General features: G+C 38.5%; 21 protein-coding genes. 4 read left to right on the forward strand and 17 right to left on the reverse strand.

The window, feature by feature from the left end:
• From QDN89_RS00005 to QDN89_RS00015, 3 genes are all read right to left on the reverse strand, one after another.
• Positions 1–133 (reverse strand): helix-turn-helix domain-containing protein (locus tag QDN89_RS00005; protein WP_280768787.1); only part of this gene is annotated, 133 nt, incomplete at its 3' end.
• Between the two features lie 496 nt (positions 134–629).
• Positions 630–1,499 (reverse strand): alpha/beta fold hydrolase, encoded by an 870-nt coding sequence (locus QDN89_RS00010; protein ID WP_280768023.1) that lies wholly within the window; start codon positions 1,497–1,499, stop codon positions 630–632.
• 743 nt (positions 1,500–2,242) lie between these two features.
• Positions 2,243–3,421, reverse strand: a complete 1,179-nt coding sequence (locus QDN89_RS00015) for a YheC/YheD family endospore coat-associated protein (RefSeq protein WP_280768024.1) — start codon at positions 3,419–3,421, stop codon at positions 2,243–2,245.
• A gap of 216 nt (positions 3,422–3,637) precedes the next feature.
• Between QDN89_RS00015 and panD the strand changes: the two genes are divergently transcribed.
• Positions 3,638–3,997, forward strand: a complete 360-nt coding sequence (panD, locus tag QDN89_RS00020) for an aspartate 1-decarboxylase (protein ID WP_280768025.1) — start codon at positions 3,638–3,640, stop codon at positions 3,995–3,997.
• A 344-nt stretch (positions 3,998–4,341) separates the two neighbouring features.
• On the opposite strand, the gene QDN89_RS00025 is transcribed toward panD, so the two are convergent.
• The 9 genes from QDN89_RS00025 to QDN89_RS00065 all read right to left on the reverse strand — a co-directional run bounded on the left by QDN89_RS00025 (position 4,342) and on the right by QDN89_RS00065 (position 13,766).
• Positions 4,342–4,605, reverse strand: a complete 264-nt coding sequence (locus QDN89_RS00025) for a hypothetical protein (RefSeq protein ID WP_280768026.1) — start codon at positions 4,603–4,605, stop codon at positions 4,342–4,344.
• Complete coding sequence (locus QDN89_RS00030; RefSeq protein WP_280768027.1) at positions 4,535–5,551, reverse strand: MFS transporter; 1,017 nt, start codon at positions 5,549–5,551, stop codon at positions 4,535–4,537. Before QDN89_RS00030 ends, QDN89_RS00025 begins: the two co-directional genes overlap by 71 nt.
• 330 nt (positions 5,552–5,881) lie before the next feature.
• Complete coding sequence (gene hutG / locus QDN89_RS00035; protein ID WP_280768028.1) at positions 5,882–6,841, reverse strand: formimidoylglutamase; 960 nt, start codon at positions 6,839–6,841, stop codon at positions 5,882–5,884.
• Positions 6,813–8,099 carry an imidazolonepropionase gene (gene hutI, locus QDN89_RS00040; RefSeq protein WP_280768029.1) on the reverse strand — a complete coding sequence of 429 codons (1,287 nt, stop codon included), beginning with the start codon at positions 8,097–8,099 and terminating at the stop codon, positions 6,813–6,815. The genes hutG and hutI overlap by 29 nt, the downstream gene beginning before the upstream one ends.
• A 19-nt stretch (positions 8,100–8,118) precedes the next feature.
• Positions 8,119–9,783 (reverse strand): urocanate hydratase, encoded by a 1,665-nt coding sequence (hutU, locus tag QDN89_RS00045; RefSeq protein ID WP_280768030.1) that lies wholly within the window; start codon positions 9,781–9,783, stop codon positions 8,119–8,121.
• Positions 9,784–11,319: a histidine ammonia-lyase gene (gene hutH / locus QDN89_RS00050; protein ID WP_280768031.1), complete on the reverse strand. Its 1,536-nt coding sequence runs from the start codon at positions 11,317–11,319 to the stop codon at positions 9,784–9,786.
• Positions 11,320–11,438: 119 nt separating this feature from the next.
• Complete coding sequence (gene hutP / locus QDN89_RS00055) at positions 11,439–11,882, reverse strand: histidine utilization transcription antiterminator HutP (protein ID WP_280768032.1); 444 nt, start codon at positions 11,880–11,882, stop codon at positions 11,439–11,441.
• Positions 11,883–12,169: 287 nt separating this feature from the next.
• Positions 12,170–13,027, reverse strand: coding sequence for a DegV family protein (locus QDN89_RS00060; RefSeq protein WP_280768033.1), 858 nt, complete (start codon positions 13,025–13,027; stop codon positions 12,170–12,172).
• Between the two features lie 124 nt (positions 13,028–13,151).
• On the reverse strand, positions 13,152–13,766 hold the full coding sequence (locus tag QDN89_RS00065; protein WP_280768034.1) for a hypothetical protein: 615 nt from the start codon (positions 13,764–13,766) through the stop codon (positions 13,152–13,154).
• A gap of 179 nt (positions 13,767–13,945) precedes the next feature.
• Between QDN89_RS00065 and QDN89_RS00070 the strand changes: the two genes are divergently transcribed.
• Positions 13,946–14,212, forward strand: a complete 267-nt coding sequence (locus QDN89_RS00070; protein WP_280768035.1) for a hypothetical protein — start codon at positions 13,946–13,948, stop codon at positions 14,210–14,212.
• A 222-nt stretch (positions 14,213–14,434) separates the two neighbouring features.
• Here the strand turns inward: QDN89_RS00070 and QDN89_RS00075 are convergent, their stop codons facing one another.
• From QDN89_RS00075 to QDN89_RS00085, 3 genes are all read right to left on the reverse strand, one after another.
• On the reverse strand, positions 14,435–15,703 hold the full coding sequence (locus QDN89_RS00075) for an MFS transporter (RefSeq protein ID WP_280768036.1): 1,269 nt from the start codon (positions 15,701–15,703) through the stop codon (positions 14,435–14,437).
• A gap of 174 nt (positions 15,704–15,877) precedes the next feature.
• Entirely contained in the window at positions 15,878–16,642 is a 765-nt protein-coding gene (locus QDN89_RS00080) for a hypothetical protein (RefSeq protein ID WP_280768037.1), read from the reverse strand.
• A gap of 323 nt (positions 16,643–16,965) precedes the next feature.
• Positions 16,966–17,166, reverse strand: coding sequence for a hypothetical protein (locus QDN89_RS00085; RefSeq protein ID WP_280768038.1), 201 nt, complete (start codon positions 17,164–17,166; stop codon positions 16,966–16,968).
• A 681-nt stretch (positions 17,167–17,847) separates the two neighbouring features.
• On the opposite strand from QDN89_RS00085, the gene QDN89_RS00090 reads away from it, so the two are divergent.
• The gene (locus QDN89_RS00090; protein WP_280768039.1) at positions 17,848–19,683 is read left to right on the forward strand and encodes a M4 family metallopeptidase; all 1,836 of its coding nucleotides are present in this window, start codon (positions 17,848–17,850) and stop codon (positions 19,681–19,683) included.
• A 72-nt stretch (positions 19,684–19,755) separates the two neighbouring features.
• Here QDN89_RS00090 and QDN89_RS00095 read toward each other — a convergent pair whose 3' ends face one another.
• Positions 19,756–20,271 (reverse strand): tubby C-terminal domain-like protein, encoded by a 516-nt coding sequence (locus QDN89_RS00095; RefSeq protein WP_280768040.1) that lies wholly within the window; start codon positions 20,269–20,271, stop codon positions 19,756–19,758.
• A 690-nt stretch (positions 20,272–20,961) separates the two neighbouring features.
• The gene (locus QDN89_RS00100) at positions 20,962–21,552 is read right to left on the reverse strand and encodes a guanylate kinase (RefSeq protein ID WP_280768041.1); all 591 of its coding nucleotides are present in this window, start codon (positions 21,550–21,552) and stop codon (positions 20,962–20,964) included.
• Between the two features lie 221 nt (positions 21,553–21,773).
• Between QDN89_RS00100 and QDN89_RS00105 the strand changes: the two genes are divergently transcribed.
• Positions 21,774–22,178: a GNAT family N-acetyltransferase gene (locus QDN89_RS00105; RefSeq protein WP_280768042.1), complete on the forward strand. Its 405-nt coding sequence runs from the start codon at positions 21,774–21,776 to the stop codon at positions 22,176–22,178.
• Positions 22,179–22,207 lie beyond the last annotated feature (29 nt).

The raw sequence follows: 22,207 nt of genomic DNA on the forward strand, positions 1-22,207 counted from the left end.
ATGCGTCTTTTTGCTTCTGCTTACCGAGGAAGAAATTGAACACAAATCTAGAACAACCGAGCGTTTTATGAATGAGATCGACCTGTTTTTGGTTAGGAAAAAGACGAAATTTGAACGCTTTTTTTACGAACATGACATCACCTCATTTACAGGAACATTTGTTCTAATTATATCATGAGGTGAGTGTTTTGGCTATCGCCAATCGCCATTCATCTCCCCCTTATCACTGGGCTAAAAGCCCTTCTCGCGATGGAAGAGGGAGTCTTCTGTCGGAAAACGATAAATATGACAATAATTAAAATAACGATTAAAGGCATCATCCATAACGTTCTTATGAATTTCTTTCGATAATTTAATCCCCAATAAAATATTTCGTCGTTACTATTACCTTTCATAACATTTATCACTTCCTTTTATATCTCATTTATAACAATAAATTGAAACTTTCCCTTAAGTTCTCACGTATTAAGAACAGAATACTACTTAATGGAGGGGTTGAAAAATGAGTCAATCAAACAACAGGAAAAAAAGACATTCCATAAAAGCCAAAGTATCAGAGGCTGTAATAGAAGTTGTATTATTCTGTCCTCGGTTAATCGTAAAAATTATCAAAGATGTAGGTTAAGGTTTTACTTAAGGGAATGACTTTTTCTTAAAAACTCTAGCATCAGTCTATTCACAATTTTAGGTTGCTCATGGTTAACCCAATGAGTCGCTTCCCCGACAAAAACAAGTTCACCATTTTCACAATAATCGATGCTAGCTTTTGCCAGTTTTCTACTTAAAAACTGGTCTCCCAATCCCCAGATGATTCGTGTTGGCACTGTGATTTTTTCGTTTGGTAATTCGGCATGCCAAATCGCACGATACCAATTTAACATCGCAGTGACACTGCCTTTTTGTGACCATGCGTGATGGTATTTATTAAGATTTTCTTTTGAGAATGTTCCTTTTTTGCTGGAACTAGTAAGAGCTTTTTTCATTCGTTTATGTCCATCGGATTCCAATAATTTTTCAGGTAAATTAGGAATTTGAAAAAATAAGATGTAGGAGCTCTTCAGCCATTGAGGCGGGTATGTTAACATCGCTTTCTTCATGGCACGAGGATGAGGTATATTCACAGTAATTAGTTTTTCTACATATTCTGGTTTTGTTGCTGCTAAATACCAAGCAACTGCCCCACCCCAATCGTGACCAATAATGGTAGCTTTGCTATTTCCACAAGCTTCGATCACTCCGATCATGTCATCTCGAAGTTTATTAATCGTATAATTTTCTTTTCCTTGAGGTTTATCGCTTAAGTTGTAGCCTCTTTGATCAGGAACAACTACTCGATATCCTGATTTTACAAGAGGTTCGATCTGATTTTTCCAACCGTACCAAAACTCAGGAAAACCATGAAGCAATAGTAAAAGATGTCCGTCTGTCGGTCCAGAAACGGCAACGTGAAGGGTTATCCCGTTTGTCTTAATATAGTGAAACTCGATGTCTTGAGGCATTTTCATCGCTCCTTTGTTCTAAACGGTCTTGTCTAATTTTGGATAGATTTGTTTAGTAGAGACTCCCCTCAAGTTTAACATCTTCTTCCAATATTTTCTTCTCACGGCTAATAAAATTAGCTCACTATGTAAATATTGAATTGTTAAATTCTTTTTAGAACTAGACTTTTTTATCTCGCTTTCGGTTCCTTTTAAGTTGCGGATCACTGACGTAGGGCACTATGTCATGCTTTTGGTTCCTTTCATTCTGCCGATCCAGTCACGAGAGGCACTATCACGTGCCTTTAGTTCCCTTCATGCGGCGGATACATCACGAAAGAAACTATCACCTACCTTTGGTTCCCTTCAGCGGCGGATCCACTGAAGTGTCGTGGATAAGGAAAATATTAATATGGAGAATTTTCAAGTTGTTCCAGAAGATGATCTTTATTATCGTTGAGATAAGAATACTTTTATTCATTATCCAAAGGCCTGGTGTGTACTTTCAAATGTTGGAATTGGTATGTCCATTATTTATTATTTCAATTTAGACTACCCTGAAAATAAAAAGTTACGGAAGACCTCGACTCGCTTTCATGCGAACGATCCGTGAGCTTCCTCGGGCTCCCGCCCTCTGGGATCTCACCTGGCTCGTTCTTCCGCGAGAGTCTCTTGGAGTCTTCCCTAACCAATTTAAGAGCGTCTCTTCATAGACATTTTCATCCGTCATGGTGCGAAAAAGTCGCATGGTAACTACCCACCAATTAAGAGCGGGGCTTCTTTGGAAAATATGTCATATTTTTTACAATCCGCTCGAAAAAGGGAGACACAAGGGAAGTGAAACTCTTCTCTTTTTTTATTAGATAGGCTGCATAGTCAATCGGTGTAGTATATACTTTCTTCCAATCCTCGAAAACAAGTTCTTTATTTCGGAAGGTAAGAGTTTCAAAATCAGATAAATAATTTACTTCAATAAAATAAGGCGTGCCATCGGCTGTTATACCGATATCAATCCCTAAACACCCTATATGAGATAAATGATTACTTAAATGCTCAGCTATACTCAAACAAAAATGAGAGATGTTCTTTACTACTTCATCGTACGACAACTGCGGATGATCCTTTAATATCGTTTCCAAAGGATAGGCCTTACCACCCTGACTTACATTTGTTATATAAAATCTATTTTCTGCGACCTTTGTAATAAAAGCAGTCGTTTCCCATTCACCTATACTATTTCTTTGAACAGCCACTCTAATGTCAAAAGGATTGTTGTTGTAAGTTGCCAAATTAATACGTTCTTGTACAATATAGGTTATGCTTTTTAGTCTATCTTTTAGAACAGATGGTAATTTTGACCGAAAATATGTTTCTTTCCTTATTTTTTTCCTCCCTTGCTTCACTGTATATGAAAAACACCACTTTCCAGCCTTCCTTTCTATTTTCATTAATCCTCTCCCAACCGCCCCTATATCCGGTTTTATTATTAAACTATTATACTTTTTCATCATTTCTTTTATATTTGCTACTGTAGCGACTTGGGTAGAAGGTAATTGCGGGGATAGACTACTATTTTTAGAAAGTAATTTCCAAATGGGCAGTTTTCCATAATCATAGGTTCTGGCATTGAAAATTGTCACACCATCTGCGATCAATGTGCGCATTTTGGACCTGACACTCTTCCTATCTACTCTGCGATGGTAAATGACCTTTGGACGAGGAATTGTTTGGAGTTCATAGCCTTTCTCACCCAATACATACGCTTTAATAGTGAATATTCCGGGTTCAATGTCACTGAGACGAAAAAAACAGAGATTGACATTATTTTTTTTAGCTGCTTCTTCAAAGTATTGTAATTGTTTCTTGAACTTCCCGGTTGCGAAAGGGATGCGCTTGTACTTTTTCTCGTAAAACATGATACCGACAAAGCTTTTTTGTAACATTGGGATCCCTCCTTGATTTTCTGACTCTCTTATAACTATGTTTAAATGCGAGGGTTTGTATAGATGAGATAATCATATTTCTACATAATTGTTAGACCTATTTATCTTTTAGTGGTTGTATGATCCAAACTTTTTTCAACTAGCAACATATATTGTATCTTGAACCCTTAATAGAGAAAGACAAAAAGATAAAATTAAAGAAAAGGAGGTCGATCCATGTACCGAACTATGATGAATGCTAAGATACACCGGGCCCGTGTTACAGATGCTGACTTGAATTATATCGGGAGTATAACCATTGACGAAAACATTATAGACACAGTAGGCATCTCATCTAACGAAAAAGTTCAGGTTGTTAATAATAACAATGGTGCCCGCTTCGAAACTTATGTCCTGAAAGGAAAGCGAGGAAGTGGAATCATTTGTTTAAATGGAGCAGCAGCCCGTCTTGTGCAAAAGGATGATGTGATCATTATTATCTCGTATGCATTGATACTTGATGACGACGTTAAAGACCATAAACCAACGATAGCAATCATGGATGCACATAATCATATCACTCAGGTAATCAAATAGAGAGAACTAATAAACTCCGTATAAATACAAAACTAAGTTCATCATATGATAGTCATTCGATGATTAGTTACAAACTTGTGTATAAAAAAGGCCTTCCACTAAGTTTTCTACATCTTAATGGAAGGCCTTTTACTTTTTTATTCTTTTAATGCTGCCGATTCATCACGAAAGAAACTATCTTTCACTCTTCCTTCCCTAAATTCAACCAATCTACTGAAGAAAGCCTTTATATCCTTGTAATCGGTTGATTGAAGGTACATCATGCAAGAGAAACGCTCATCTCAAGAAAAAAGGGATGTCCCGATAATCATATGATAATGATTTCGAGAACATCCACTCTATTTTTAGTAACTAAACATTTCTTCTAATCTATTTTCTAATTTATTCAGCTTTGGATGGATAACCATATATAAACTTAATAATACATAGCCACTTCCAGCTAGCATAAGGACGGGTTGAGCACCGATCCACTCACCTAATAACCCCCCAAGTAAAAAAGCCAACGGAGTCAACGAAGCTAACAGGGAAACGAAAAAGCTAAACCCAACTCCAAGCCGTTCTTGAGGTATATTGATTTGAATCATCGTTGGTAAATATACGCCAAACATACCAATACCAACCCATGCAATTGCAAAAAAACAAAAGCGACAGTTGAATGGAGGAAACAAAGAAGGAAGTCATCCAGAAAATTCCTATTAGCAAACTAGTTGATGGGAAAAGCTTTCTTATTGGTAGGTGCTTTGCTTTCGGTGCAATCAACGCTCCTGTTAATGCACCTACAGACGTTGCCATCAACAAAAGTCCATATTCTTGAGGCGAAACAGCATATGCTGGAATCATCGCTAGCCCCATGGAACCGGAAACATTCATAAAAATAATCCCAACAAAAATAGCTAAAAGTGTGTTTTGTTTTCGTACAACTCGATAACCAGCCACAAAGTCTACTTTATAATCTTGCAAAAATGTTCCTGTCGATAGATTGCCATTGACGGAAGCTTTAGTTTTTCGCAGAAAAAGTAGAAATACGACACCTACGCTCAAAAGTACGACCGAATTCACTCCAAACAGCAAACCAATTCCTATTGCTACAACGACGAAACCCGCTGCTCCATCAGCAATCACATCTAATGCCTGATTCGTAAACGAGAAATAACAGTTCACTTTCGTTAGTTCTTCTTGTTTTGCCCAACGTTTGATCAGAGTTGTCCCCGTCGTGAAAGACATTTCAGAAGCCATTAACGCAAAAAATAACAATAGAAGCAGCAAAGGAACGGAAAGTGTATTTGTATTATAAGCTAGCATCATCAATCCTGTACTAACTGCTTGAATAAACATGCAGGTGACTAAAATCGTTCTTTTTTCATAACGATCAATGATTGGTCCTTGTGAAAAGGAAAGAACAGCCGGTAAAGTAGAGATCGCTCCTGTTACCCCAATTAAAAATGGTGATTGGGTCGTTTCAGATACGTACCAGACTGCAGCAATTAAGTACAAGCTGTCAGCTAGGTTTGTAATAATTCTACCGCTAAGAAGCAGTTTAAGTTGTGTATGCATGTGAGGTCCTCCCTATAATTATGTGATTTTTACTTCATCACATTCTAAGGTGGTCCTCGGGATCAAACGTGCTAATGCTCAAATGGGTTCACAAAACGTAGCATTTCAAATTCCTCCTTTTTCCATTTATATGACATATCATAGCATATTACTACCTTACTGAGGAACCGCCGATCCACACATGAAAGTTACTGCCTTTCATCGTCGACGCCCTCTCGTTTCGGGCACTATACGCATCCTTTACTTCCCGAATACGCCGCGGATAGCTGATGAAAGGAACTATCCCCCCGCTCCCTCCCATATTCCGCTTCTCTTTTATTTTGTCTTAATCTACATCAGTCCTGCCTTTTCTCTTCCTTTTAAGAAGTTCAGAACGACGTGCGCAGCGACCCTACTCGTCATATCGCGGAAATCAACCGTTGGATCGACTTCAACGATTTCAAGTCCTTGTACCATCGGTTCTTCTCCTAAATATGCCACCGCTTCAAAAAGGTCAGATGCGTCCATCCCGCCTGGCCCTATCGCTGGACAACCAGGTGCTTGAGACTGGTCCACTACATCCATATCAACGGAAAGATAGATTGCTTCTACTGATTTTTTCAACATGTTCACGGAATTCCCAATAATATCTCGTATATTCCTATCTCGAACATCTTTCATTGTATAAATCATCACGTCTTGATTTTTCGCAAACGTGTAGTAAGGTTTACTATTGGAAAAATCTCGAATCCCTACTTGTACGAGGTTCTTCCCTTCTATCGTTTCCGTTTCTAACAAACTTCGAAATGGTGTACCATTCGATGTGCCACCATCTTCTAAGTTCCTCACGTCATGATGGGCATCAAACTGAATCACACCAACCGTTCCTTTCGCTTCAGCAAAACCTCTCACACTTGGATACGTAATCGAATTATCTCCACCAAACACAATCGGAAACCACGATGGATGGTCCGCCAACAAATCACGAATCGTCTCATATACCCTGTTTTGTGAGTGAACAATGTCTGTTATATGCATCTCAATGTCACCTAAATCCTGAACAACCATTTGATCTAAATCAATGTTTTCTTCGATCGAATACGTCGTAAATCCAGACAACGCTTTGCGAATCGTTCCAGGAGCAAAACACGCGCCCGAATGGCTAATCGATGATTTGGAGAGAGGCGCTCCAATGATTCCAAACCCAGCTAGCTCATCCTCCCCATTCCATGAACGTATCCTTTCACCGACCTTCGTCACATCACGATCTTGAAACGTTCCGTTAGCTTTTTGAAGATACCGATGTTTCATGAAGGATTTCCCTCCTTTTCGAGACGACTCGACCGTTTTTCAACACGGTATTCACATGGTTCACGCCGTAATGATAAGGAAGATACATATAATTTGGCGCATCCCAAATGACCACGTCTGCTTGACGTCCCTCAACAATTTGTCCCGCTTCATTCCCACGACCAATCGCATGCGCTGCATTCACTGTCATCGCGTTCATAATTTCTTCCGGTGACATCTTTAATCGAATCGCCGCTAACGTCATAATCAACTGGATATTTTCCGTTGGACTACTTCCAGGGTTGAAATCTGTGGCTAAGGAAACGATCACTCCTTCATCGATCATTTTTCGAGCTCTCGCATACGTATCTTTCCCTAAATAGAATGTCGTGCCAGGTAAGAGAACGGCTACGGTTCCGGCTTTTGCTAACTTGTCGATGCCTTCATCGGAGGAACCAACGAGATGATCCGCTGACATAGCACCTAATTCCGCGGCCATTTCCGTTCCACCTAACGGATCAATTTCATCGGCGTGGATTTTAAGGCCAAAGCCGGCTTCCTTTGCTTTCTTCAAATATTCGCGTGATTGTTCCACCGTAAATACACCCGTTTCCGTAAAAATATCAACGAAGTCAGCTAACTTTGCTTCTTTAATAAAATCGAGCATACCAATCATTTCATCTAAAAAAGCTTGAGGATCGTGTTTATATTCATGAGGAATCGCATGCGCCCCTAAAAAGGTTGACACAAGATCGATCGGATGACTGTTATCCAGTCGTTTTGTTGTTTTCAACTGCTTCAGTTCTGTCTCCACATCGAGACCATAACCACTTTTCACTTCCGCAGTCGTCACACCGTAAGAAATCATTCGATCCAAATGAAACTTAGCTTTTGCATATAGCTCATCTTCTGTTGCTTCCCGAGTTTTTTCAACGGTGGATAAAATCCCACCACCGTTTTTTAATATATCCAAGTAAGGAACACCTTGCTGTTTCAACGCCATTTCGTGTTCACGAGATCCGCCAAACACAACGTGCGTATGTGGATCAACCAACCCTGGTGTGACCAACTTCCCTTCACAATCCAGCACCTCATTGGCATCAAAATCTTTTGCAGAAAATTCATTTCCAGCATAGAAAATCTTCCCCTCCGATATCGCAACGACGGCATCTTCCATTAATCCCACTTCTTTCATTGCCTTGCCAGCTCTCGGTCCGTCTGATTTCATCGTTAATAGCTGACCAATATTTGTGAGTATCGTATCGACTCTTTTTTTCATCCTTACCAACTCCATTCCGTTAGTTTGTTTCATTCATTGGAATTACAATGTTCTTGTCATTTGCTACATCTTTTGCCAACTCATATCCTGCATCAACATGGCGAATGACTCCCATACCTGGATCTGTCGTTAACACCCGTTCTAACCGTTCTTTCGCCAAATCCGTGCCATCTGCGACAACAACCATGCCTGCATGAAGCGAATATCCCATACCTACGCCGCCCCCGTGATGAACAGATACCCAACTCGCTCCTGCTGATGTGTTAAGTAAGGCATTTAAGATCGGCCAATCACCAACGGCGTCGCTTCCATCTTTCATCGCCTCTGTCTCTCGATTTGGTGACGCTACCGACCCTGAATCTAAATGGTCTCTTCCTATGACGATCGGTGCTTTTATTTCTCCTGTTCTCACTAGTTCATTGATAGCAAGGCCCATCTTCTGACGATCACCATACCCTAACCAACAAATGCGTGATGGTAAGCCTTGAAACGCTATTTTTTCCTGAGCCATATCAATCCATCGGCATAATGCTTCATTTTCTGGAAACAACTCTTTGATCAGTGCATCTGTTCGGTAAATGTCTTCTGGGTCTCCTGAAAGTGCAACCCACCTAAAGGGTCCTTTTCCTTCGCAAAACAATGGCCGAATATAGGCAGGAACAAATCCTGGAAAATCAAACGCTTCTTTCAGTCCTTCATCCCTTGCCACTTGGCGAATATTATTGCCGTAATCAAATACAATGGACCCTCGTTTTTTAAATGCAAGCATCGCCTCCACATGTTTTTTCATGCTTTCTTTTGCACGCATCACATATGTTTTAGAATCTTTTTCACGCATCTCATCCGCTTCTAACACACTTAACCCCTCTGGAACATAACCGTTTAATGGATCATGAGCAGACGTTTGATCTGTAACAATATCGATAGGAACGTTCCGCTTTAATATTTCATGATGAACGGCCGCTGCATTGCCAACTAGTCCGATGGATAGGGGCTCTTGTTTCATTTTTGCCTTTAACGCCCATTCGATCGCTTCTTCAACAGAGCTTGTCATCACGTCACAATACTTCGTGTCAATTCTCTTTTGGATGCGCCGTTTATCCACGTCGACATTAATGACAACGCCACCGTTCATTGTCACAGCGAGAGGTTGAGCTCCTCCCATCCCTCCAAGACCAGCTGTTAGTGTCAGTGTCCCTTTTAAACTATTGGAAAAATCTTGTCTAGCAATTTCCGCAAACGTTTCATATGTTCCTTGCAAAATCCCCTGTGTCCCAATGTATATCCAGCTTCCAGCTGTCATTTGCCCATACATCATCAACCCTTGTTTTTCCAGTTCGTTAAAATGCTCCCAAGTGGCCCATTTCGGCACTAATACAGAATTCGATAACAGAACTCTCGGCGCTGCCGCGTGTGTTTTAAACATTCCAACCGGTTTACCTGATTGAATCAACAACGTTTCATCGGCTTCGAGACTTTTTAACGATCGGACAATCGCGTCAAAGGATTCCCAGTTTCTAGCGGCTTTCCCAATACTTCCATAGACGACTAAATCCTCCGGCCGCTCCGCAACATCTGGATCTAAATTGTTAGAAAGCATCCGTAACGCTGCTTCTTGTTCCCACCCTTTACACTCTTTTTCAACACCTGTTTTCGCTCGTATCACTCGTTTCGTTGTTTCCATTTATCTCATTCCTTTCATTTCAGTCACTTTATCTTGTAAAGATTTATCAAAAGGATACCAATCCTTTTTCAAGGCTTGATTCAATGCTTCGATATCGTTTGAGAAGACGCGATCTTTTGTTAAGGAAGGGACAATCTCTCTCCCTTTTTCGAAAAAATCACGAGTCACTGTTGCCATCTTTTCCTTGCCTCTAATCTCTGCTGCTTGCATGGCACAAATGGCTTCAATTGCTAGAACTCTTCGTGTATTTGTGATGACTTCATACGCATGCCTAGAACCGATCGTTCCCATACTCACGTGATCTTCTTGATTGGCAGATGACGGAATCGAATCGACACTTGCCGGGTGCGCATAAATTTTGTTTTCCGAAACGAGAGACGCCGCAGCATATTGCATAATCATCGCACCGGACTGTAACCCTGGTTGTGGACTTAAAAATGCCGGTAAATCATTTAATTGTGGGTTGACTAATCGTTCAATGCGTCGTTCTGAAATGTTCGCTAACTCAGCAACGGCAATCGCCAAGAAATCCATTGCAAAGGCTATCGGTTGTCCGTGAAAGTTTCCACCTGACAACACTTTTCTTCCATTATCAAAGATAAGTGGATTATCTGTCGCAGCATTCATCTCAATCTCTAGTTTCTCTTTAACGTAATGTAACGTTTGCCAAGTGGCGCCGTGCACTTGTGGAATACAGCGGATCGAATAAGCATCTTGCACGCGGATTTCACCTTGTTTTGTCACTAATTGGCTATCAGCTAAATGGTCACGAATTCTTCTAGCCACGTCTACTTGTTCTTGATATCCCCTTGCTAAATGAATGTCTTCATCAAATGCGTCTATAATGGCCTCTAAACCTTCCATTGTCATCGATGCAATGACTTCTGATTGGTAAGCGATCGTTTCCGCTTCCAAATAGGCAACCACCCCCATCGCTGTCATCGCCTGCGTCCCATTAATAAGGGCTAACCCTTCTTTTGCTGTTAATGTAATTGGGAAAATCCCTTCTTTCGTTAGTGCCTCGGTTGCTGGTACTCGTACGTTTTTATAAAAAACTTCGCCTTCCCCAATCAATACAAGCGCTAAATGAGACAATGGTGCCAAATCGCCACTTGCACCAAGAGAACCTTGTTGTGGAATCACAGGGTGAATGTGGGCATTTAATAAATCAAGTAACCTCATAATCAATTCAGGTCGAACTCCCGAGTAACCTTTTAATAAGGCGTTGGCCCTGAGGAGAACCATCGCTCTCGATACCATTTCAGGGAACGGATCTCCTATACCACAAGCGTGTGACCGTATTAAGTTCAGCTGCAAAGCTTCTACATCTTGTTTCGAAATATAGACGTCGCTAAATTTTCCAAATCCCGTCGTGATCCCATATACGGTTCGTTCTTCACGAACGATATCTTCTACCGCAGCTCGGCTTTTTTCCACATGCCTCATACTTTCCTCTGCATAAACCACTTTCTCTCTTTCAAAAATCACGTTTTGTGCTTCTGCAAGCGTTAATGAATGACCGTTTAACGTAACCATGTTTTCCTCTCCCTTCCACTCGCTAGTGAAGTAAAGAACATAGAAAAGGGGGCTATATCAGTGAAATCAACGATTGATTTCAAGATATAGCCCCCTAATAGCTCATTCCTATGGGCAAATTATATATGATTAATTCCTAATCCGATCGCTTCATGCTCGGATCCTTTCACTGGTGCACCAATCGTGCCATACATGGAAACGGCGATCCAATCGCCTTCTTCCTCATTATCGTATGGATTGCCACGCAAAACTGCAAACGTTAATCCAACTGTTCTAAGAACCGAGCCTAATTGAACTTGGCCTCTTGTGACACCATGCAACGCTTCCATGATCGCATGATACAACGCATGTGGTTCTCGATAAACATCCGTCTGGATAATGCCGTTTTTCTTTGCCGCTGTTTCTATGGCAGCAACGACTTTGTGCGCATCCATCGACCCTACTCTCCCCGTGCAACCTTTCCAATTCAACTCTTCTAAATTGGCTAACTTCCCGTCAGAGTCGTCTGAAAGTAGCATGAGAATGGCATGGCGACCGATACGGTTATCTTCACTCAACGCCATCTGCAACAACTCTTTCATTTACTTTATTTTCTAATGTCTAGTAACTACTTGAAGTGTAAGCGCTTTTATGAAAATTGTCAATTGAATTTCAACTCTTGCCTAAACCCATTTTAAATCGTGAAAAAATCGTATCGGGATTAAATGACGAAAGGTTTTGGTTTTCATGAAATAGCTTTTTTTCGTCATATTTCTTTCTCACATAAGAAAAAAACACCTGAGATGTGGATTTTGAAATCCCCGATGTTTTCAATTATGAATCGTTTCATTGTAATCGAATCTAGCTAGGTCTATATTTTTTCCGTCTGCCAAAACATTGCTAACGTTCCTTCACCTGCGTGAACGGCTAAAGAAGAGCTAATTTCACCAATGACAATATCCATATTAGGAATGGTTTCCTCGACTAACCCCTTTAACTCTATTGCTCTATCTAACACATTACCATGCATAATCGCGACTTGTCTTACCTCATTGACGTCGCATGATTGTTTCAATAATGATACAATTCGATTCGTTGCTTTCTTTTCTGAACGAACCCTCTCGAATAAGCCTAGTTCTCCATCGTCATTAATGGATAATATTGGTTTTATTTTCAACACATTCCCTAATAAAAATTGTGCACCAGACATTCTTCCACCTTTGTACAACTGCTCTAAATTTCCTAATAAAATCAAATTATTTGATCGCTCTACTTCTTCTCTTAATTCTCTACCAATGTCTTTAATAGAGAATTCTTGCTCTGCTAGCGTTAGTCCTTTATTGATTAATGCAGTAATTCCATAAGAAAGGGATAAAGAATCGACTACTTCCACATCAAATCCAGTTTCTTCCTTGGCAGCAGTTGAACTAGAAACCGTTCCGCTTAATTTGTTTGACACATGAATGGCTACAGCATGATCATAGTCCTTTTTAAGCTGATTATATAATTCTTCAAATGTACCGACTGATGGTTGAGATGTTTTTGGAACATTTTTATTGTTACGAATCATATCGTATAATTGTTCGGAAAATAAATTAATACCATCTTCGTATTCTTTATCTTCAGAAATGACAACGATTGGTACCACATACACATCAGGATGTGCACGCAGTTCTTCTGATAAATACGCTGTACTATCTGTGACAAAAGCAATTTTCTTTTTATTCATTTAAGCACCTACCTCTTCGCAATATTCTGACTACAATCATTATACTAAGAAACGTAACTAATACCAAGTGTTATTATGAGGTGCTAATCATTTTTATATACCCTTTTAAAGATTATTTTTGATTTTAAACTCTGCTCTTACTTAATCCAAAAATCTCATCTAATTCTTTTAATCTACGTTTATATTGTTCTTCTTTTTCATTGACGTACGTATTCCCTTGCTCTTTCGCAATTTCCATCCCTTTCTTATAGTAATGATAACGATAATTCATTTTAGAAATATGTTTTGTAGGCGTCATTAAATTTTCTAAATGTTCATTTTGGGTCGGAAATTTTCCTGTTGCAACGTGGAGGTTCTCAAAAAAATCAATGGAAATAACGATAAATTCCATGGACTTTTTTATATTTACATCATTTGGTTTATCGATTGTTAACTCAAATATCCTATCCTGTAATTCGAAAGGTCGAATGATATTTTCTGGTTTTGAGAGATAGTAGTAGTCTTGATCGACCGTATCTATCTTTATTAATAAAAAAGTCTGTAAAGCAACACCATTCCCTGCATTTGTGACAGTGCAACTTGCCTCCATTTTTTGTTTATCTTGTTTCATAACATATCCTGTTGAACGAATGACTAGTCTCGGAGAGTCATAAATCAAATTTTGTCTTCTGCTATACATTAATGCACCAAATGTCACTAACACTAATACGAAATTTATATAATTTGATAGTTCCAACATCGCCACACCTCCCTCTTTAAAATTCAATAAGGAGATTCCATTCCCTTCAAATAAAAAAGCTGACAAATCGACTTTTTTCGCATTGGGAATCGTTTCTACGCATCTTACACGTTTTGCCTATATGAGAATATAATAACTGTAATCTGAGTATGATCTCTGTTTGTAAAGGAGGGACAAAAATGCCTAGATACAGAAGAAAGCCTGTCGTTGTAGAGGCTGTTAAACTTACGAGGCCGATTTCCATTGAAACAGATGGGGAAACAGTGAAAGGTCGTTCTGGAGATTACCTTATCACTGAGAAAGATGGTCAGCAATACCCTTGTAACCCTGAACTATTTGAACAAGAGTTTGAACGAGTGAAAGATGTGTTTAGTATCAAAGCAAGAGTGTATAAATCGTTAAGGACATTAAAAAGAAAATCAAAAAATCTTATTTATAACAAATAGTTTTATTCTTTATTAATCGTTCAACTTAGCACGTTACTGCACATATGGATTTTTGTGGAGCACCTCTCAAGTCAGGTGCTTTAAAATTATGGGGAAATTCGATGCAATTCAGCCAAACAGATCCCTCCGATGACTCTCAACTTCCGTAAAAGACTCTCCATCGCCATACGCAGGAGAGCCTTCGTTGATTCTACCATGTCGTTTTTTAAAATTTAGGATAATCTATTTCGCTCTGTCGACTATGACATCCTTTTCTATTTTCGTCTCAGGCCTCTCAGATCTTTTTTGCGCTTGTTTTTGTTTTTTCATATGAGGAATGATTTTGTAATAGACGATGAGTACATTCACGACCAATAAAATCGATGATACGATAAATAAACTTCGAATTCCTGCAACGGAAGCGAGCCATCCTCCAGCAATAGGTCCAATCATCGTCCCTAAATACATAAAGCTATTTGAAAAACCGTACGTTCGGCTTTCCATCCCTTCAGGAGCAAGATGACGAAGGAGGGAGTTAATCGAGGGCAATAACCCACCTAAACATAAACCTAATAAAAAGCGAAATACTAACAAAGTCCAATAACTTTCTACAAATGCTTGTGGAAAGCTGATGATGGCTGCAAACAATAGAGCAAATAACAACACGTACTGATGACCTTTTCGATCACTCAATTTCCCTAAAAATGGACTTGCCGACATATTTGCAAATCCCATGACTGACATAGCAAGCCCGGCATAAAAGGCAACATTTTGGGAGGTCGTCAGCTCTTGTACAAACAATGATAATAGTGGATTAATGCCTATAAGTGCTACTTGAATAATAAAAAATACGATAAATACAGATAATACTGGTGACGTAGATGCAATCTTCTTGAAATCTTGTACTGTATTTGTTTTCACCGTTTCTGTTTTTTTCTCGAATTTTTCATGGACAAAAATTAATACTACCATTGCTGCGACCAATAGAGCAGCACCAGTTACATAAAAAATCATTCGAAATCCCATCAAATCTGCCATCACGCCGCCAAATAATGGACCACATATCCCACCTGCTACAGCACCTGCTTGCAACATCCCTAAAGAGTAGCCCATTTGTTTTTTCGGTGTGCTCATAGACATGAGCGCAATCGCTGCCGGAATAAATCCTGATATCATACCATTTAACAATCGAAGAAAAAGTAATGACCATGGTCCGACGGCAAACCCTGTTAATGTAAGGACAATTGCCATCCCAAACCCTGAGCGAAGCAACATCGATTTTCTACCGTAGCGATCGGCAAGTTTTCCCCATAGTGGTGCAAATATAAATGCAGTTAAAAAATTCGCTCCAAAAATAACACCTGCCCAACGGCTAACTGCTTGAGGGTCTGTGACGCCTAATTCTTGTAAATAAAGAGGTAAAAAGGGGATAATCATCGTCATCGCACCCATGACGAAGAATTGACAGACCATTAGAATGTATAAATTTCGTTTCCAGTTTGTTTTTGACACTTCAGCCACGTCCTTTGAATTCTTCTATTATATATTTCGTAAGCCGAAGTTTTCAAGGTCTATTTGTTGGATATTTTCTCACTAAAAAAAAACGCTAAATTATTTTCATTGATCTTTTCTACAAATAAAATAAAAATACAAAGAGCCATCCTGTTTTTTTATTGGTTAAAATTATCAAAATACGAATCCTCCTGCGCCTTTTGCGATCACGACCGTTTCTGTTTTGAAGTCACCAGTCTTCTTATTAAATCTATCTCGATGGCGATAAATCGCTTGTTCACCTAACTCGCTATACGTATAAAATTGAACGAGAACTGTGTTTGATGATAGATGTTTCACAACCGGATCAAACGTATGCGATCGGCGGTTCTGCCAATTCATCGATCGCATCCATTCTGGTTCGATCAACGTGGTTTCATCGATATTTCTTGGCTTATTTCCAGTTTCTATATCATCTATAATATGATGCACTTCCCAGTCTACTCCGTGCCATAGTGCTCCGTATTCTTGACACTCTTTTTCTAGTAAAGTAGCCGTTAAATATGACCTTGCAGAACCGTCCAGTTCAAGTGCATGAACGACATATTTCTCTGTTCCTGATTCTTCTTTTAAAGGATAAGCATTTCCCGGATACCGGTTCCACTCTGGCATAGAAGGGGTGGCATCTTTATTCTCTGCACGAATGACACCATTCCCATTTGCTCCCGATCGATATAAATAGGCATTTAACGTATACGACGGTTTTAATTCCACACGAGGTAATTTATCAATTAGTTGATTCGGATCATAAGGACTCAGACTCCATTCTTGTGGAGAATCTTCTGGTACTTCCATTTGCCGAAGAATCTTGTTACGAATGTACGTCACTTGTTTAGCAGTGAAGTAAACATCCCGCTTTAGACTAGCTTTAGTTAAATCGCTTTTTCCATGCCTTATCATCGTCTTTCACTCCCCTTTTATTTCTATCCCTTCCATATCCTATATAATAAAGGTCAAGGTGACACTGTCTGTCAGTGAATAGACGTTCGGTAAGGATTTTTTAATTGCGATTATCTCTCATACTTATACTTCTCTAAAACGAATTAAGCAGAAAATATTTAATAAATTTTCTCATTTTCATATATTATTCGTGATGAACCTATAAAACTATTGATTAGTTTCCAAAACCATCATTCAAATAAACCCTCAGTTTTGTATGATAAGTTAAATTCTCGCTAGTTTGACAGATAAGGAGTAACCTACTCCTATTTATGCGATGTTTTTCATCCACCTTCCATACATGTTAGGTCAGAGCTTCCCACAGCTGCATTCAATTCCTGAAGAAGTCCATCAATCTTCTTATCATCAACTAATTCTTGTATCATTTCATGCGATAAAGGTATTTGATATTTCATAAAAATACTTTCCGTTACTTCCCACACCTCAACGATTCCTTTCGGCGACATATTTGCTTGTATGACCATTTTTTAACCTCCTATTAAAACAATCACTATTTATCAAAAACTATGTCTAAATGTGATTATATACTTATCAACTTGTTCTTTGATCTCTTCCATACTTGAACTTATTAATTATCATTTTAAGAAAGGTTACAATGCTGTAAAGAGAGTTACTCTCTATTACCTCCATTTTATCATTAGTTCTAAATAACCACGTAAAAATCTCTATTTTCGACTTATTATCAACCTTTTCGACGATTTATATTAATTTATGTGCATTTTATTGATATACAAATCAAGGAGATAAACCTTGCTTTAATAGTCTTCTTCTAAATTATGACCTGATATTCGACTCATTTACTCGACATAATCTTTTATTAGCTAGAATTCCTCCAATTATTTGACATAATTCTTATATCATAATTTTAAAAATATATAAGCATCATTACTACTTATTGATTCTATCTAACTATCCCTCGATCCCAAAAATGTAGGATAATATTCTTATACATGTAATTTAATCTCATACTATTCATTTGTGAAAAATTGTCTATTATTATTTGAAGTTCATATTACGCAAGATAAAACGACAGAATATTCTGTTGATTATAAATGTTATATTCATTACGATTAATTTAGTTCGGATGTCGAGAATTTCGATTTACGGCATATTGAGCAAATTTATCGATGAGAGGAAGGATGTTATTGAAGAGATTTGCCGCAGTAACTTTATCGAGTTTAATCCTTAGTTCTGGTTTTATCGGAGGTACTGCTTCATTCGCAGAAAATAATTTACTAAAAGACGATGGAAAAGTACATGTTGTTGATCTAGAGAAAAAACAAGGACCGCCATCTTTTGTTTCAGGAAAATTATCAAAACCATTTACAAGTGCAAATTCTCAAAGTGCAAAAAACTTCATTGAAGAAAATCAAGATTTTTTCCAAATCCGTAATACTAATAAACATTTAGCTGAAGTGAGAACAGAACAAGATGAATTAGGAATGACACACGTTCATATGCAACAATTAAAAAATGGAGTACCAGTTGATCGACATGAATTGAGCGTTCATTTTGATGAAAATAATGTAGTGACGACCGTTACTGGAAATTATGACAGCTCACTTGAAAATATTAATATTTCTACAACACCCTCTATTCAGAAGACATCAGCGGTTGCTTTAGCCAAACAAGAAGCGGATGCGCCTGATATAGTTGAATTTGAGGAGAATGAGTTGATTATTTATCCATTTGAGGATGACTACTACCTCGCTTACAGAGTAAATCTAGAGTTCCATAGTGGTACACCGGGAAATTGGTTTATCTATGTTGATGCTCATTCAGGCGACATCATTGATCGCTATGATGCAATGACAGGTTTAGGTTTTTACGATGATATTCTGGAGGAAACATCCATCGATACCACAACTACTATAGGTAAAGAAATAAATTCTAAAGCTGTTGAAAATACGTCGAACCTTCGTCCAGCAAGAGGAAAAGGTCTTGGAACGATTGGTGAACAAAAACTTATGAACATTTCGCATAATAACACCCCTGGAGATGGCCGAACATTTTATTTAGCTGATCAATCAACCAATCAAATGGATGGGATCCATACTTACAACATGAAAAACAGTTCTAATCAAATGTGGTTATATGAAAATGATAATGCTTCTTGGAAAGATATAGAGTATACAGGAGACAGCAGTTCATGGGAAACTGTTGGACAAGGTCCTGGCGTTGACGCTCATTCAAACTCAAAAATCGTTTATGATTATTTCTTAGAAAATCATGGGCGAAACTCTATCGATGATAATGGGATGGCGATTGAATCACGTGTTCATTTCTGGACGGAATATAACAACGCTTTTTGGAGTAATGGGATTGCTATGATGACATACGGTGATGGTGATGGTCAACAATTTATTCCTTTAGCTTCTCTCGACGTCACAGCTCATGAAATGCTTCATGGTGTGACTCATTATAACGGCGGGCTTCGCTATCGTTTTGAAAGTGGTGCACTTAACGAAGCATACTCTGATGTATTTGGGAGCATCATTGATGATCGCAGCTGGGATATTGGGGAAGATATTATGGGAGAAGCTTGGCTTGATGAAGGTCGCACTGCCCTTCGCAGTGGCGAAGAACCAGGAAAATTCCCAGTGAACGAAGCTTTTTGGGCTTACAGTATTGACGGAGAAGGTGGTTATCCGGCCCACATGGAAGAATATTATTACTTACCTGGAAATATGGATAATGGGGGCGTTCATATTAACTCCTCTATTTTATACCACCATGCTTATCTAGTCTCAGAAGAATACGATATGGGAAGAGAAGTCGTTGCTGGTACATGGTATCGAGCTTACGAATATTTACACTATGATACAACATATGCGGAGTTCCGAGAAGCACTCCTTCAATCTGCCATCGATTTATTCGGAGAAGGCAGCGATGAATATAATGCTACACTCGACGCATTTGAAGATATTGGACTTTATGAAGGTTGGTCTCCAGATGATAATCCACGTCCTCCTCTTTGGTAGTCTATATTACTAGTAACAAGAAACGATTCTAAAAGAAGCAGGGGTTAATCCCCTGCTTCGCTCTTGTGAAACTTATTTTCTCAGAGCAACACCAAATGTATGAATGACAGGAAGGAGCACTTGAATATCCAAGTCATCCCCATGAACAAAAATACGATTTGTTCTCGGTAACACTCTTCCATCGAACTCAATCAAAGCAACTTCTCTATCTCCTTTTCGTATAAACGTTTGTTTTTCTATAAGCTGTGACGTCAATTCATACATTCCTTCGTTAGTACTAAGTTCAATCCATTGCCCGGCCATGGTCCGAAATCTAGCTAATTCCTTTCCTTCCTCTTCAAACACTCGAAATTTCGGCCGACCTGTCCATCCAGTTTCTTCTTCAGATCTCACAACTCTTCCTGTTTTTAAATCTATGATTTTTAGATTAAAGCACCAATGAGGAAAAAACCACGTAATCATTCGCTGTAAGTGGCTTTTAGCGTATCGTTCCATTCTAAAACATTCTTGGTTAGAATCATCAAGGACTGATATTACTTTTTGCGACCTTACTAAAGCTGGTATTTTATAAGAAAAATCGTATGCCATCACTCTTCATCCTTTAAAACTATATTGTATACCTATTCCCCCAACGTTAAAGGGTAACTAGGTAGTCGTTTGCTCAAAAACGCACCATGCTGATGCTACTCGTTCCATTCGAGCTTGACGGACTAATAATTTCACTAATCTCTTCATCTTTTTCTTTTCAATCATGTACGATATTTTTGTTAAAATCTAAACTTAGCAATCAAATTGAACTACAGAAACGAAAAATGACAACTTTTAGCCAGGGTTTATTAGATTAGATTGCTGTTGCTTTTGTTTGCTTCCTTTCGCGTAGGACTCTGGGCTCTTCCGGCACTATGAACACCTTTTACTTCCCTTCACTCGGCTGATAGCCGCTGAAAGGCTCTATCTACCTCTTATAGTTCCTTTCACCGGTCCTCCTCTCGCTCATCAGGCACTATGTACGCCGTTTACTTCCTTTCGCGTACATATTCAGTCACGAAAGGCTCTATCTCCTCCTTTAGGAACCATTTTCATCCGGGCGTGTGTATTTCCCGCTTAAAAAAATAGATGCTATTTCACCGTTTGTGATTTTTACTGGTAAAGGTTAAAGCCTGTAAGCCTCCACCTTCACTACCGTAATAAACGTAAAAATAAGCCCTTTTCTATTGAGTGATAATATCAATAGATGGGCTTTATTCATTTCTTTAGTTGCAACCTATATGATGATATTTAATCATCTTCCGCCAATTTTAAATCCAAATACTCTTCCACTGTATTTGTGATTTCATAGGCAGTATGATCAAGCTTATAGTTTTCAAAAGCATGTTCACATTTTTCTTTATAAGCAATATCTTCGTCATAGTGGCTTAGATGGAGATCAATGATTTCATCGCTGTCTCCTCTTTCCTTTTGTCTTGCTAGCACCGTGTCACGATCAGCATAAACAAATAATCGGATCACTTTGTCACCATATAATTTCTTTACAATATCAGACCCTTCTGGATTCAAAACGAGATAAATACAGCCTTTTTCCTCAAAAGTTTCTCTTACATCTTTTTCTTTAATACCATAAGAATTGCCGTTTATGTGGACACTTTCAAGAAATTCCCCATTATTTTTAACTGTTTCAAATTCATCTTCCGAAATAAAGTGATAATCTTGATGATCTGTCTCATACGGGCGACGTTTTCTAGTTGTATAAGAAATAATCCCCTTCATGTGTAACGTCGTTTGTGCTACTAGTTTTGCAATTGTTTTCCTACCGGATCCATCCGGTCCAGTAAATACAAAAATCCTCTCTTTTTCTTTTAAATCATACATAGAAATAATCTCCCCCTCAAAATTGAATTACTATTCAGATCTCATATCTTTATCACTATTCGAGAAGAGGAGGCAATAATCCTGCTAAATTTTAAATATATTAGTTTCATAAGCTCTTAAACCTCTCATCATTTACCCTCCCAAACCCAAAGTTAAAGTACAAATATTCCCTTTTAGACCGATTATTTTTATTGTAAAATTTAAACAAGGAGGGATTAGAGATGAGATATGACCTAACGGTACAAGAATTAACACCAGAGATGTTAACTGGATTTTTTGTAGGATGGCCTAACCCTCCAAACGTTCAAACCCATTTAAAGATGTTAAAAAATAGCAGTTACATTGTCCTTGCCATTGATAATGAGGAAAATATGGTAGTCGGTTTTATTACTGCCATTAGCGACGATGTACTCTCCGCTTACATTCCATTTTTAGAAGTTTTGCCTGAATATCAACATAAAGGGATTGGGAGAGAATTGGTCGAAAGAATGTTAAAACAGCTCGAAGGACTATATATGATTGATTTAATCTGTGATGACAAGCTTGAATCATTTTATAGCTCATTTCAAATGACAAAATCTCTTGCCATGATAAAACGAAACTATAATAGACAATCTGGTCTTTAGAATACAAACAGCTTTTAAATACAAGGAGG

Origin of the sequence: Salipaludibacillus daqingensis, from assembly GCF_029891575.1 — a bacterium.
Classification (GTDB): domain Bacteria; phylum Bacillota; class Bacilli; order Bacillales; family Salisediminibacteriaceae; genus Salipaludibacillus; species Salipaludibacillus daqingensis.